Origin of the sequence: Achromobacter sp. (genome assembly GCF_050285585.1) — a bacterium.
Lineage (GTDB): Bacteria > Pseudomonadota > Gammaproteobacteria > Burkholderiales > Burkholderiaceae_B > Achromobacter.
The window spans coordinates 48,919-62,799 of the sequence record NZ_JBLZXF010000028.1 but is presented as its reverse complement, the minus strand read 5'-3'; the positions used below and the strand labels follow the sequence as shown (position 1 = coordinate 62,799).

General features: G+C 68.1%; 11 protein-coding genes. 8 read left to right on the top strand and 3 right to left on the bottom strand.

Annotation, left to right across the window (positions count from 1 at the left end):
- From ACN6PJ_RS25200 to ACN6PJ_RS25165, 8 genes are all read left to right on the top strand, one after another.
- Positions 1 to 843, top strand: an 843-nt coding sequence (locus tag ACN6PJ_RS25200) for an intermembrane transport protein PqiB (protein WP_427998523.1), incomplete at its 5' end; no start/stop codon positions are given.
- Between the two features lie 91 nt (positions 844 to 934).
- Positions 935 to 1,570 (top strand): PqiC family protein, encoded by a 636-nt coding sequence (locus ACN6PJ_RS25195; RefSeq protein ID WP_427998526.1) that lies wholly within the window; start codon positions 935 to 937, stop codon positions 1,568 to 1,570.
- Between the two features lie 170 nt (positions 1,571 to 1,740).
- Positions 1,741 to 5,562 (top strand): trifunctional transcriptional regulator/proline dehydrogenase/L-glutamate gamma-semialdehyde dehydrogenase, encoded by a 3,822-nt coding sequence (putA, locus tag ACN6PJ_RS25190; RefSeq protein ID WP_427998522.1) that lies wholly within the window; start codon positions 1,741 to 1,743, stop codon positions 5,560 to 5,562.
- A 238-nt stretch (positions 5,563 to 5,800) separates the two neighbouring features.
- Positions 5,801 to 6,946, top strand: coding sequence for a branched-chain amino acid ABC transporter substrate-binding protein (locus tag ACN6PJ_RS25185; protein ID WP_427998521.1), 1,146 nt, complete (start codon positions 5,801 to 5,803; stop codon positions 6,944 to 6,946).
- A 149-nt stretch (positions 6,947 to 7,095) separates the two neighbouring features.
- Positions 7,096 to 8,025 carry a branched-chain amino acid ABC transporter permease gene (locus ACN6PJ_RS25180; protein WP_427998520.1) on the top strand — a complete coding sequence of 310 codons (930 nt, stop codon included), beginning with the start codon at positions 7,096 to 7,098 and terminating at the stop codon, positions 8,023 to 8,025.
- Entirely contained in the window at positions 8,022 to 9,110 is a 1,089-nt protein-coding gene (locus ACN6PJ_RS25175; RefSeq protein WP_427998519.1) for an ABC transporter permease subunit, read from the top strand. Before ACN6PJ_RS25180 ends, ACN6PJ_RS25175 begins: the two co-directional genes overlap by 4 nt.
- Complete coding sequence (locus ACN6PJ_RS25170) at positions 9,107 to 9,907, top strand: ABC transporter ATP-binding protein (RefSeq protein WP_427998518.1); 801 nt, start codon at positions 9,107 to 9,109, stop codon at positions 9,905 to 9,907. Before ACN6PJ_RS25175 ends, ACN6PJ_RS25170 begins: the two co-directional genes overlap by 4 nt.
- Positions 9,904 to 10,635: an ABC transporter ATP-binding protein gene (locus tag ACN6PJ_RS25165; protein ID WP_427998517.1), complete on the top strand. Its 732-nt coding sequence runs from the start codon at positions 9,904 to 9,906 to the stop codon at positions 10,633 to 10,635. The genes ACN6PJ_RS25170 and ACN6PJ_RS25165 overlap by 4 nt, the downstream gene beginning before the upstream one ends.
- A 114-nt stretch (positions 10,636 to 10,749) precedes the next feature.
- Here ACN6PJ_RS25165 and ACN6PJ_RS25160 read toward each other — a convergent pair whose 3' ends face one another.
- The 3 genes from ACN6PJ_RS25160 to ACN6PJ_RS25150 are packed head-to-tail and all read right to left on the bottom strand — an operon-like array spanning position 10,750 to position 13,847.
- The gene (locus ACN6PJ_RS25160; RefSeq protein ID WP_427998516.1) at positions 10,750 to 11,988 is read right to left on the bottom strand and encodes a CaiB/BaiF CoA transferase family protein; all 1,239 of its coding nucleotides are present in this window, start codon (positions 11,986 to 11,988) and stop codon (positions 10,750 to 10,752) included.
- A gap of 20 nt (positions 11,989 to 12,008) precedes the next feature.
- Positions 12,009 to 12,809 carry an enoyl-CoA hydratase/isomerase family protein gene (locus ACN6PJ_RS25155; protein WP_427998515.1) on the bottom strand — a complete coding sequence of 267 codons (801 nt, stop codon included), beginning with the start codon at positions 12,807 to 12,809 and terminating at the stop codon, positions 12,009 to 12,011.
- A gap of 42 nt (positions 12,810 to 12,851) precedes the next feature.
- The gene (locus ACN6PJ_RS25150) at positions 12,852 to 13,847 is read right to left on the bottom strand and encodes a Bug family tripartite tricarboxylate transporter substrate binding protein (protein ID WP_427998514.1); all 996 of its coding nucleotides are present in this window, start codon (positions 13,845 to 13,847) and stop codon (positions 12,852 to 12,854) included.
- Positions 13,848 to 13,881 lie beyond the last annotated feature (34 nt).

Sequence of the window (13,881 nt, the reverse complement as noted above, 5' to 3'; positions counted from 1 at the left end):
GGCACGCCTGCGGCCGCGGACGCCCAGTTCGATCTCTACCCGACCGAGACTGCGGCCAAGGCGAACCCGGACGGCGAAGCCTTCCCGATCCGCATGCGCTTCGATCAGTCGATCCGCGGGCTCGCCGTCGGCGCGCCGATCGATTTCAGCGGCATCACCCTGGGCAACGTCACGCAGATCAACCTGGATTTCGATCCGGTCGCCAAGCGCTTCTACTCCCTGGTGGACGCCACGCTGTATCCGGAGCGCCTGGGACGCGTCTTCGATGAAGTGCGCGAACGCGCCCTCAAGGACGGCGACGTGGCGGGCGGCCGCCTGCTGGGCGGCATGATCAAGCACGGCCTGCGCGCCCAGCTGCGAACCGCCAACCTGCTGACGGGCCAACTCTACGTGGCGCTGGACATATTCCCGAACGCCAAGCCGGTCGAGTTCAAGATGTCCGAGCCCGCGTTCATTCCCACGGTGCCGGGCAACCTCGACCAGCTCCAGCAGCAGGTCAGCAACATCATCGCCAAGGTCGAGAAGATTCCATTCGACAAGATCGGGGAAGACCTGCGCGCCACGCTGGCCAGCACCTCGAAGCTGATGAGCCGCCTGGACAAGCAGGTGGCGCCCGAAGCGCAGAGCATGCTGAAGCAGGCCAGGGAGTCGATGGCGCAGATCAATGCGCTGCTGGCCTCCGACTCGTCGCTGCCCGTCAATACCGAGCGGGCCATGCAGGAACTGGGCCGCGCGGCCCGGTCGCTGCGCGCCCTGGCCGATTTCCTGCAATCCAACCCCGAGGCCTTGTTGCGCGGCCGCGGCCCAGACCCGATCCCCGGCGCCGGTCCTGTCAGGAACTGAACCCATGAATAGACGCCCATCCCGCCGCGCTCGCCCGGCGAGCCTGTCCTCCAAGCCCGCTGCCGCCCCGATGGGGAGGCAGGCGCCCCGCCTGCGCGCCACCCTGGCCCTGGCGGCCGTGTCGGCCGCGCTGGCGGGCTGCGGCTCCTCGGCGCCCGTGCATTACTACACGCTGCAGGGGCCCTCGGCCCCGGCGGCCGCCGGAACCGGGGCAGCGTCCGCCGCCTACCTGATCGACGTGCAGCCGGTCAGCATCTCGACCCAGGCCGACCAGCCGCAGCTGATGGTGCGCACCGGCGACGGCAGCGTGTCCGCGCTCTATTCCGAGCGCTGGAGTTCGCCGCTGGGCGACGAGCTGCGCGGCGCGCTGTCCGACGCGCTCAAGCGGGACCTGGGCGCGCTGGACGTGCAGATGGTCAAGCCCGGGCCCGGCGCCGCCGTCTGGCGCGTCCAGACCGACGTGCAGCGGTTCGAGCTGGTGGCCGGCAGCATGGCGCAACTGGACGCTACCTGGCGCGTGCGGCCGGTCAACATGAAGGGCGCCGGCCTGCTGTGCCGCAGCGTGGTCACGGAAACCGTGGCCGAAGCTGGCGTGCCCGCCCTGATCGCCGCCCAGCAGCGCGCGGTTTCCGCCCTGGCGGCGACCATGGCTTCGGCCATCCGCGGCCAGGCGCCGGCCGGCTCCGCATCGGTCCAGATGCTGGGCTGCTCGCCCCTGAAAGACTGAGGCGCGGCCAGGCAAAAGACGCCTGTTCTCAAGCGGTTAACCTAGGGTTAACCGCAATACAAACGCGGTTGCAACCTGTCTAGCATACGGTCCTACCCATGCTGGGTTCCGGGTTTTGGTTCCCCGCCGGCCCAGCATCACCTCTGCCATGCGACAGGAAGCAATCTCTTATGGCCAGCACGACCCTAGGCGTCAAAGTCGATGACGCGCTCCGCGACCGGCTGAAGGCCGCCGCGCAAAAGCTCAATTGCACGCCGCACTGGCTGCACAAGCAGGCGATTCTCGCGTACCTGGACAAGATCGAGCGCGGCCACCTGCCCGCGGAGATGTCGCACTTGGGCGCGGATGCCGGCGCCGAGGACGAGGCGGGCGAGGGGCAATCGGCGCCTACGCCGCCGTTCTATGAATTCGGCCAGGACGTGCAGCCCCAGTCCGTGCTGCGCGCGGCCATCACGGCGGCCTACCGCCGCCCCGAGCCGGAGTGCGTGCCGCTGCTGCTGGGCCAGGCCCGCATGCCGAACCTGGAAAAGATCCACGCGATGGCCAGCGGCCTGGTGAAAAAGCTGCGCGGCAAGCGCGGCGGCGGCGGCGTCGAAGGGTTGATCCAGGAGTTTTCGCTGTCGAGCCAGGAAGGCGTGGCGCTGATGTGCCTGGCCGAGGCCCTGCTGCGCATTCCCGACCGCGCCACGCGCGATGCGCTGATCCGCGACAAGGTGGCACGCGGCGACTGGAAATCCCACATGGGCGGTTCCCAGTCCCTGTTCGTCAACGCCGCGACCTGGGGCCTGATGATCACCGGCAAGCTGGTGGCGGTCAGCAGCGAGCAATCGCTGTCCAAGGCGCTGACCCGCCTGATCGGCAAGGGCGGCGAGCCGCTGGTGCGCAAGGGCGTGAACATGGCCATGCGCATGATGGGCGAGCAATTCGTGTCGGGCCAGACCATTTCCGAGGCCCTGGCCAACAACCGCAAGATGGAGTCCCGCGGCTTCCGCTATTCCTACGACATGCTGGGCGAGGCCGCGACCACGGCCGAGGACGCGGAGCGTTATTACGCGTCCTACGAGCAGGCCATCCACGCGATCGGCAAGGCGGCGGCGGGGCGGGGCATCTACGAAGGCCCGGGCATTTCGATCAAGCTGTCTGCCCTGCATCCGCGCTATTCCCGCGCTCAGCGCGAACGCGTGATGGCGGAGCTGCTGCCGCGCGTGAAGGCCCTGACCGTGCTGGCCCGCAGCTACGATATCGGCTTGAACATCGACGCCGAAGAGGCCGACCGCCTGGAAATCTCGCTCGACCTGCTGGAAGCGCTGTGCTTCGAGCCGGAGCTGGACGGCTGGAACGGCATCGGCTTCGTCATCCAGGCCTACCAGAAGCGCGCGCCCTTCGTGATCGACTATGTGATCGACCTGGCCCGCCGCAGCCGTCATCGCGTGATGGTGCGCCTGGTGAAGGGCGCCTACTGGGACAGCGAGATCAAGCGCGCCCAGGTCGATGGCCTGGAGGGCTATCCGGTCTACACGCGCAAGGTCTATACGGACGTGGCCTATCTGGCCTGCGCCCGCAAGCTGCTGGGCGCGCCGGAAGCCGTGTACCCGCAGTTCGCCACGCACAACGCCTACACCCTGTCCGCCATCTACCAGTTGGCCGGCCAGAACTATTACCCCGGGCAGTACGAGTTCCAGTGCCTGCACGGCATGGGCGAGCCGCTGTACGACGAAGTGGTGGGGCCGCTGGCGCAGGGCAAGCTGAATCGTCCCTGCCGCATCTACGCGCCGGTGGGCACGCATGAAACGCTGTTGGCTTACCTGGTCCGCCGCCTGCTGGAGAACGGCGCCAACACCTCGTTCGTGAACCTGATCGGCGACGAGAGCATCCCGGTCGAGCAACTGGTCGCGGACCCGGTCGAGGCGGCGTCGCGCATCGTGCCGCTGGGCGCGCCGCATGAAAAAATCCCGCTTCCGCGTGAACTCTACGGAGATCCGCAAGAGGGCGCCCGCGCGAATTCGGCGGGCCTGGACCTGAGCAACGAACATCGGCTGGGCTCGCTGTCCGCGGCCCTGCTGGCCAGCGCCGCGATGCCGTGGCGCGCCGCGCCGATGCTGGGCGAGGGCGGCGATGCCTGGGACGCCGCCCGGGCCGTCGAAGTGCGCAACCCCGCCAACCTGCGCGACGTGGTCGGCCATGTCATCGAGACGCAGCCGGAAGAGGCCGAAGCCGCCTTGCGCGCCGCCGCCAACGCCGCGCCCATCTGGCAGTCCACGCCGGTGACCGAGCGCGCGCAATGCCTGCGCCGCGCCGCGCAATTGCTGGAAGAGCAGATGCAGACCCTGCTGGGCCTGATCGTGCGCGAGGCCGGCAAGTCGCTGCCCAACGCCATCGCCGAAGTCCGCGAGGCCGTGGATTTCCTGCGCTACTACGCGGACCAGGCGGAAACGGAATTCGGCAACGATACCCACCGTCCGCTGGGCACCGTGCTGTGCATCAGCCCCTGGAACTTCCCGCTGGCGATTTTCACCGGCCAGGTCGCGGCCGCGCTGGCCGCGGGCAACACGGTGCTGGCCAAGCCTGCCGAACAGACCCCGCTGATCGCGGCCCAGGCCGTGGCCATCCTGCGCGCGGCGGGCGTGCCGGCCGGGGCCGTGCAGCTGCTGCCGGGCCGGGGCGAAACCGTGGGCGCCCAGCTGGTTTCCAGCCCCGGCGTGCGCGGCGTGATGTTCACCGGTTCCACCGACGTGGCGCGGATCATCGCGCGCACGCTGGCCGACCGGCTGGACGACGCGGGCCACACCATTCCGCTGATCGCGGAGACCGGCGGCCAGAACGCCATGGTGGTCGATTCCTCGGCCCTGGCCGAGCAGGTGGTGTTCGACGTGCTGACGTCCGCGTTCGATTCGGCGGGCCAGCGCTGCTCGGCCCTGCGCGTGCTGTGCGTGCAGGAGGATAGCGCCGACCACGTGCTGACCATGTTGCGCGGTGCAATGCGCGAACTGAGCGTGGGCAATCCGGACCGCCTGTCCGTGGATGTGGGCCCCGTCATCGACACCGAGGCCCGCAACGGCATCCAGCGCCATATCGAGGCCATGCGCACCGCCGGCCACCGGGTCGACCAGGTGGAGCTCAACGGCGAATGCCGCCACGGCACCTTCGTGCCGCCCACCATCATCGAGATCGACCACATCAGCGAGCTGACGCGCGAAGTGTTCGGCCCCGTGCTGCACGTGGTGCGCTACAAGCGCGACGAGCTGGACGCCTTGCTCGACGCGGTCAACGGCACGGGCTATGGCCTCACGTTCGGCGTGCATACCCGCATCGACGAAACCATCGCGCACGTGACCGGGCAGGTCCATGCGGGCAACGTCTACGTCAACCGCAATATCGTCGGCGCGGTCGTGGGCGTGCAGCCGTTCGGCGGGGAATGCCTGTCGGGCACCGGCCCCAAGGCCGGCGGCCCGCTGTACATGTACCGCCTGCTGGCCACCCGACCGGCCGGCCTGCCGCCCGCGCTGGACGCGTCGGCGCCGCTGCCGCAGCGCATTGCGCTGCCGGGGCCGACGGGCGAGACCAATACCTATATGGTCGAGCCGCGCGGCGCCGTGTATTGCGTGGCGGCCACCGAGGCCGGCGCGCGGGCGCAGTGGTCGGTCGCCAGGCGCACCGGCAACCACGCCTGGTTCGCGGATACTGCCGCGGCGCGGGCGCTGCTGGCGACGCTGGACGCCGAGCAGGGCGGCCAGGCGGGGATCCTGGCCGACGACGAAGTCGACCAGGCGGATTACCAGGCCGTGCTGTTCGAGGGCGACGGCGACGCGCTGCAGGCGCTCAACCAGCGCATTGCGCAGCGTCCCGGGCCCATCCTGTCCGTGCATGGCCTGACCCCGGATGCGATTGCGGCGGGAGCCGGATACGTTCCGGACCGCCTGCTGGCCGAGCGGTCCATCAGTGTCAACACGGCGGCCGCGGGCGGCAACGCCAGCCTCATGACCATCGGCTGACGCCGCGGGGGCAACCCTTTGGTATCTGAGGGTTATCTCCAATATCGGGCAAGGTTGCACTGGAAGCAAAATCCGGTCGCACCTCAAGTCCGGATGTCGCAACCCGGCATCCGGACTCTGCAGAACATGCATGCGCAAGACCCCGGCAACATCGGGGCTTGCGGTAGTAAAAAACCAGAAGCCTGGCTAAAAGCTCAGGTATAACAAGGTCTTAAGTCCGACACCTCGGAGGATACCCATGAAGTTCCGCACCACTTTGAAGCTTGTCGCCGCCAGCCTCGCCGCCGCAGGCGTGGCCGCCGCCGCGCAGGCCGCCGACATCAAGTTCGGTTTCGCCGCGCCGCTGACCGGCCCGCAATCGCACTATGGCGAAGACATGCAGAACGGCCTGAACCTGGCCCTGGAAGAAGCCAACAAGAAGGGCATCAAGGTCGACGGCAAGCCGGCCACCTTCGTGCTGGTTTCGCGGGATGACCAGGCCGATCCGCGGGTCGGCGTGCAGGTCGCCCAGCAGTTGGTCGACCAGGACGTCGTCGGCATCCTGGGCCACTTCAATTCCGGCACGACGATCCCCGCTTCGCGCGTCTACCACGAAGCCGGCCTGCCGCAGATCGCGATGGCCACCTCGCCCGAATACACCAAGCAGGGCTACGAGACCACCTTCCGCATGATGACCAGCGACACCCAGCAGGGCGCCGCCGTCGGCAAGTTCATGGTCGAGAAGCTGAACGCCAAGAAGGTCGCCATCATTGACGACCGCACCGCCTACGGCCAGGGCCTGGCCGACGAGGTCGAGAAGGCCGTCAAGGCCGCGGGCGGCCAGGTCGTGCGCCGCGAGTACACGACCGACAAGGCGAACGACTTCACCGCCATCCTGACCAACATCAAGGGCGCCGCGCCCGACGCCATCTTCTACGGCGGCCTGGACGCGCAATCCGGTCCCATGAAGCGCCAGCTGGCGACGCTGGGCCTGAAGGCGCCGCTGGTCTCGGGCGAAATGACCCGCAGCGACACCTTCATCAAGCTGGCCGGCGACGCCGCCGACGGCACCTACGCCTCGCTGGCCGGCGTGCCGCTGGACAAGATGGCCGCGGGCAAGGACTTCGAGCAGCGCTACCAGGCGCGTTTCAAGAAGGCCCCGGGCGTCTATGCCCCGTACGCCTACGACGGCGCATGGAACATGATCACCGCCATCGAGCAGGCCGGCTCGGCCAAGCCCGAGAAGTACCTGCCGGTCCTGGCCAAGCTGAACCGCAAGGGCGCCACCAGCGAGCACATCTCGTACGACGCCAACGGCGATCTGAAGGAAATCTCGGTCACCATCTACGAAGTCAAGAACGGCAAGTGGGAGATGGTTGAAACGATGGTCAGCCAGGCCAACTAACGGCGGCTGGTCCGGGCGGGGAGGCGGCGCGGCCGCGCCCGCCCGCGAGTCAAAGCGCGCGCGCCGTCCGGCGTGCGCGATGCGCGGCAGGCCCGAGGGCCGCCGCGGCGCAATATGCGCGATTTTTCCAGGCTTATTCCGCGGCCCCTATGGATATCTTCATTCAACAACTGATTAACGGCGTCACGCTAGGCAGCGTGTACGCCCTGGTCGCCCTCGGCTACACCATGGTGTACGGCATCATCGGGCTGATCAACTTCGCGCATGGCGACGTCGTCATGATCGGCGCGATGGCGGCCACCACGGTCGCCATCTCGCTCGTGGGCGGCGACCCGGGCACTTCCGCTTTCGTGGTCCTGGGCGTGGGCCTGCTGGTTTCGGTGCCGCTGTGCATGGCGGTGGGCTGGACCGCCGAGCGCGTGGCCTACCGGCCGCTGCGCCGGGCGCCCCGGCTGGCCGCGCTGATCACGGCCATCGGCGTGTCCATCATCCTGCAGAACGTGGCGATGATGGCCTGGGGCCGCAACTACCTGAACTTCCCGCAGGTGCTGGCGCCGCAGGTATTCGAGATCGGCGGGGCGCGCATGAGCACGCTGCAGATCGCCATCGTGGTGATCGCCGCGCTCATCATGGGCGGCCTGCTGGCCGTGGTGCACAAGACCCGCCTGGGCACGGCCATGCGCGCCACCGCGCAGAACCGGGAAGTGGCCGGGCTGATGGGCGTCAACATCAATACCGTCATCTCGGCGGCATTCCTGATCGGCTCGGCGCTGGCCGCCGTGGCGGGCATGATGGTCGCCACCTATTACGGCGTTTCGCAATACACCATGGGCTTCATGCTCGGCCTGAAGGCGTTCACGGCCGCGGTGCTGGGCGGCATCGGCAACCTGGTGGGCGCGATGGCCGGAGGCCTGTTGCTGGGCGTCATCGAATCCCTGGGCGCGGGCTACATCGGCGACCTGACCGGCGGCTTCCTGGGCAGCCACTACCAGGACGTGTTCGCGTTCTTCGTGCTGGTGCTGGTGCTGATCTTCCGTCCGTCGGGCCTGCTGGGCGAACGCGTGGGAGATCGCGCATGAGCGGAAACCTGAAAAGCAGCGGGTTCTCGGCCCGCAATCTGATCGGCATCGCGCTGATCGGCATCGTGCTCGCCGTCCTGCCCTTCGTGCTCGGCATGGCCGGGCAGAGCTGGGTGCGCATCCTGAACTTCGCCCTGCTGTACGTGATGCTGTCGCTGGGCCTGAACATCGTGGTGGGCTTCGCGGGGCTGCTGGACCTGGGCTACATCGCGTTCTACGCCGTGGGCGCATACACCTGGGCGCTTCTGGCCTCGCCGCATTTCGGGCTGCACCTGCCGTTCTGGGCGATTTTGCCGATCGCCCTGGCCGTGGCCTGCATATTCGGCGTGCTGCTGGGGGCTCCCACGCTCAAGCTGCGCGGCGACTACCTGGCCATCGTGACCCTGGGCTTCGGGGAGATCATCCGCATCTTCCTCAATAACCTGAACGCCCCGGTGAACATCACCAACGGGCCGCAAGGCATCAACCGCATCGATACGTTCAAGGTGGGAGAGTTCGCGTTCGGCCGCACGGAAAGCCTGCTGGGCCTGCGCGTGACGGGCCCCGAAAAGTACTACTACCTGCTGCTGGCGCTGACCCTCATCATCGTGGTGGTTTGCGTGCGCCTGCAGAACTCGCGCATCGGCCGCGCCTGGGAAGCCATACGCGAGGACGAAATCGCCGCCAAGGCGATGGGCATCAACACCCGCAACATCAAGCTGCTGGCCTTCGCGATGGGCGCGTCCTTCGGCGGCGTGGCCGGCGCGCTGTTCGCGTCCATGCAGGGCTTCGTCAGCCCCGAGAGCTTCTCGCTGATGGAATCCATCTCCATTCTCTGCATGGTGGTGCTGGGCGGCATGGGGCATATCCCTGGCGTGATCCTGGGCGCGCTGATCCTGGCCGCGCTGCCCGAGTTCCTGCGCGCGGTGGTCGAACCCGTCCAGCAGATGGTGTTCGGCGCAGTGGTGCTGGATCCCGAAGGCATACGCATGTTGCTCTTCGGCCTGGCGATGGTGTGCGTGATGCTGTTCCGCCCCGCCGGCCTGTGGCCTTCCGCCGTGCGCAAGCGCGAACTCGCCAGCAAGGCGCAGGGAGGCGCGGCATGAGCAAACTGCTGCAAGCCCAGGGACTGGGCAAGCGCTTCGGCGGCCTGCAGGCCCTGTCCGAAGTCAGCTTCGATATCGAACAAGGCGAGATCTACGGCCTGATCGGCCCCAACGGCGCGGGCAAGACCACGCTGTTCAACGTGCTGACCGGTCTGTACATCCCGGAGGAGGGCTCCTGCACCTTCGACGGCGAATCGCTGTCCGGCAAGAAACCGCACGAAGTCGCCCACGCGGGGCTGGCGCGCACGTTCCAGAACATCCGCCTGTTCGCCAACCTGAGCGCCATCGAGAACGTCATGATCGGCCGCCACATGCGGACGCGTTCCGGCGTGTTCGGCGCGGTGCTGCGCACGCGCGCCACGCGCGCCGAAGAGGCCGCCACGGAAGCGCGGGCGCAGGAACTGCTGGAATACGTGGGCATCGGCCACCGCGCCAACGACGTGGCCCGGTCTCTGCCCTACGGCGACCAGCGGCGCCTGGAGATCGCGCGCGCCCTGGCGACGGATCCCAAGCTGCTGGCGCTGGACGAACCGGCGGCCGGCATGAACGCGTCTGAAACCGTGGTGCTGCGCAAGCTGATCGAGAAGATCCGGGGAGACGGCATTACGGTGCTGCTCATCGAGCACGACATGAAGCTGGTCATGGGACTGTGCGACCGCGTCTTGGTGCTGGAGTACGGCAAGGTGCTAGCGATGGGCAAGCCCGCCCAGGTGCAGCGCGATCCCAAGGTCATCGAAGCGTATCTGGGCGCGGGCGCAGCCCAGGATCCGCTGATTCATCAGGAGCGCCCGGCATGACGGCAGCATCCCAACCCTTACTGGAATTGCGCGGCCTGCAGGTCGCCTATGGCGGTATCCGCGCCGTGCGCGGCATCGACCTGCGCGTGGACGAGGGCGAACTGGTGTGCCTGATCGGCGCCAACGGCGCGGGCAAGAGCACCACCTTGCGCTCCATCTGCGGACTGGTGCCGCTGGCCGGCGGCGAAGTCGTCTACGGCGGCCAGTCCATCGGCGGCGAAAAATCGCACGAGCTGGTGCGCCGCGGGCTGGTCATGGTGCCGGAAGGCCGCGGCATCTTCGGCCAGCTCACCATCGAGGAAAACCTCGCCATGGGCGGCTACGTGCGGCGCGACGCGGCGCAGGTCCGCCAGGACACGGACCGGGTCTTCACCCTGTTTCCGCGCCTGGCCGAACGCCGCAAGCAGGCGGCCGGCACCTTGTCCGGGGGCGAACAGCAGATGGTGGCGATGGGCCGCGCGATGATCGCGCGTCCCAGGCTGCTGCTGCTGGATGAACCCTCGATGGGCCTGGCGCCATTGATGGTCGAGAAGGTCTTCGAGGTGGTCCGCACCATCGCCAGCGAAGGCGTGACGATCCTGCTGATCGAGCAGAACGCGCGCCTGGCGCTGGAGAACAGCCATCGCGGCTACGTGATGGAGTCCGGCGAGATCATCCTGTCCGGTCCGGCCGGCCAGATGCTGCACGATCCGAAGGTGCGCGCCGCGTATCTGGGCGAAACCGAGTAGAAGAGGGTAGGGGGCAGGGCTTCGAGCTTGCGGCGGTCGGGCGTCTGTAGCCGCCGAGGCCGCCCTGCGCCCTTCCGGACGCCGGCGGCTCAAGAAACCCGGCCTCGGAAATTTCTACGCCGGTGCGCGTTCCCGGTCCACGGCCACGACCACGCCCGCGCCGATCAGCGCATCGATCTCCTGTTCGCCGTAGCCGAACTCTCCCAGGATCGCGATGGTGTCTTCGCCCAGCCTGGGCGCCGCGCGGTGGTATTGCGCGGGCGTGGCCGACAATTTCACCGGCATGCCCACCGTGCGCACCTTGCCGGCGACCGGGTGATCCTGTTCCACCACCATGCCGCGGGCGAGCGTCTGCGGATGCGATAGCGCCTGCGCGATCGAATGCACCGGCCCCGCCGGCACGCCGGCCGCGTCGAAGATAGCCAGCCATTCCTGCGCGCCGCGCGTCTCCAGGATGGCGGACATGTCGGCCACCAGTTCCTCCCGGTTCTGCATGCGGTCGCGGTTGCGGGCGTATCTCGGGTCGTCGGCCCATTCGGGCTTGCCCAGCGCCTGCGCGATGCGCTGCCAGTTCTTCTCGTTGGCGCCGCCGATGATGATCCAGTCCGTGGCCGTGGGGAATGCCTGGTACGGCGCGCTGAGCACGTGCGCGGAGCCAGTGGGGCCGGGCGAGATGCCGCTGCCGAAATAGATCGCCGCGTGCCAATACAGTTGCTGCAGGCTGGCCTCGAGGAGCGAGGTTTCCACGATCTGGCCTTCGCCGGTGCGCTGCTTGTGCTGGTACGCCGCCAGCACGCCGAACGCGGCCAGCAGGCCGGCATTGATGTCCGCGACGGAATTGCCGGTGCGCAGCGGCGGCCCGCCCGGTTCGCCCGTGATCGCCATCAGTCCGGAAAAGCCCTGGGCCACGAGGTCGAAGCCGCCCTTGTCCGCGTAGGGGCCGGTGGTGCCGTAGCCCGATACCGCGCAATAGATCAGGCCGGGATTCTCGCGGCGCAGCGTGTCGTAGCCCAGGCCCAGCTTTTCCATCGTGCCCTTGCGGAAGTTCTCGGTCACGACGTCCGCGTCGCGGATCATGCGCAGCAAGACCTTCTTGCCTTCGGGGTGCTTCAGGTCCAGCGCGATGGCGCGCTTGTTGCGGTTGAGCATGAGATAGGGCGCCGAGATCCCGTTGATCTGGGGATCGCGGTACTGGCGCGAATCGTCGCCGCCGTCGAGTTTCTCGACCTTGATGACGTCGGCGCCCATGTCGGCCAGCATCATGCCGCAGGTCGGACCGGCCATGATCTGCGAAAGCTCGATCACGCGCATGCCGGCCAGCGCGCCGGCGGGGCGGTGAGTGTCGTTGTGCATGAGGACTCCTAGCGCCGCGTTCAGCGGCCGTTGAATTGCGGCTTGGCCTTGGCCAGGAAGGCGTGGTAGCCCGCGCGGAAATCTTCGGTGTCGAAGCAGTCGAAGGCCTCGTCGCGGTCGGCCTCCGTCAAGGCCTTGCCGCTCATCAGGTTGCGGATGAATTTCTTGTGCCAGCGGGCAACCAGCGGCGCGCCGTCGGCGATGCGGCGCGCGGTGGCCTGGGCTTCCTCCGCGACCCGGCCATCGGGCTCCACGCGGGTGACGACGCCCAGCCGCAAAGCCTGCGCCGCGTCGAAGATGCTGCCTTCCAGCAGGACTTGCAGCGCCACCGACGGGCCCACCAGTCGCACCAGCGGCGCCAGTTCCGAATACGACATCACCAGCCCCAGGTTTTTGATCGGCACGCCGAACCGGGAGCTCTCGCCGCAGATGCGGACGTCCGCCAGGCTGGCGATTTCCAGCCCGCCGCCCACGCAAATGCCATGGATCTGCGCCACGACGGGGTGCCGGCATCCGCCGATGGCCTCTATCGTCCGGCGCATGACGGCGCCGTATTCCACCGCTTGCCGCTTGTTGCTGCGGGCGGTCTCGAATTCGCCGATGTCGTTGCCCGGCGAGAATGCCTTCTCGCCGGCCCCGCGCAGCAGCACGCAACGCACGCTGTCGTCGGCGTCCAGTTCAAGAAAAGTGTCGCCCAGCAGGCGCCAGCCGTCGATGGTCAGGGCGTTGAGCTTCTCCGGGCGGTTCAGCACCACGGTCGCGATGTCGCCGTCGCGCTGGCGCAGGATGAGGGGGGAGTCGGAAGTGGGGGTGGCGCTCATGGCGTTCCTTTGCGTGGGCGGGGGGCGGCCCTCCCGCTAGATTTACTGTTTGGTCAGGCCCAGGCTGGCGGTGAGCTTTCCGTACTTGCTCCATTCGTCCCGCACGTAGCTGGCGAAAGCCGCCGGATTTTGCGGGCCGCCTCCCAGCTCCATGCCCTGATCGGCCAGCTTGGCCGCGATCTCGGGGTCGGCGAGCGTCTGGCCAAGCGCGTGGTCGAGCTTGGCCAGGACGGGCTTGGGCAGCTTGGCGGGCGCAAGCACCGCATACCACTGCACGATGTCCAGGCCCTTGATGCCGGATTCGGCCAGCGTGGGCACGTCGGGCAGCCGTTTGCTGCGTTCCGGGCTGGTCACCGCCAGGGGGCGCAGCTTGCCGGCCTGTATCTGGTTGATTGCGCCGGGCAGGGTGTCGAAGTTCATGTCGACGCTGCCGCCCAGCAAGTCGGTCATCGCCTGGCCGCTGCCCTTGTAGGGCACGTGCTCCATGCTGACGCCCGCGATCTGCGAGAAGCGGGCCGCGCTCAGGTGTTGCGGGCTGCCCATGCCGGACGACGCGTACAGCAGCTGCTTGGGCTTGGCCCGGGCGTCGTCCACCAGATTCTGGACGGTGGCGTACCCGTGCTTCGCGGGGTTGACGACCAGCACGTTCGGCACGGAGCCGATATAACGCACCGCCGTGAAATCCCGGATGGGGTCGATATTGGACTGCACCACGTACGGGGCGGCCACGGTGGACTGCATGTTCGCCAGCAGCAGGGTGTAGCCGTCCGGATCGGCCTTGGCCACGTAGTCGGCCGCGATCAGCCCGGATGCGCCGGGCTTGTTCTCGACCACGACCTGCTGGCCCAGCAGGGTGGACAGCCGGGCGGAAAGAATGCGGGCCGAGACGTCGGTGCCGCCGCCTGGCACGAAGCCGACGATGAGGCGCAGCGGCCGTTCCGGCCATTTTGAAGCGTCCTGCGCCAGGGCGGGGCCAGCGGCGGCCAGGCCGGCGGTCAGCGCCAGGGCGCCGGCCCAGGCGCGAGCGTGCTTGTTCATGAAGGTCTCCTTGGTGGTGGGTGCCTGCCCTTGT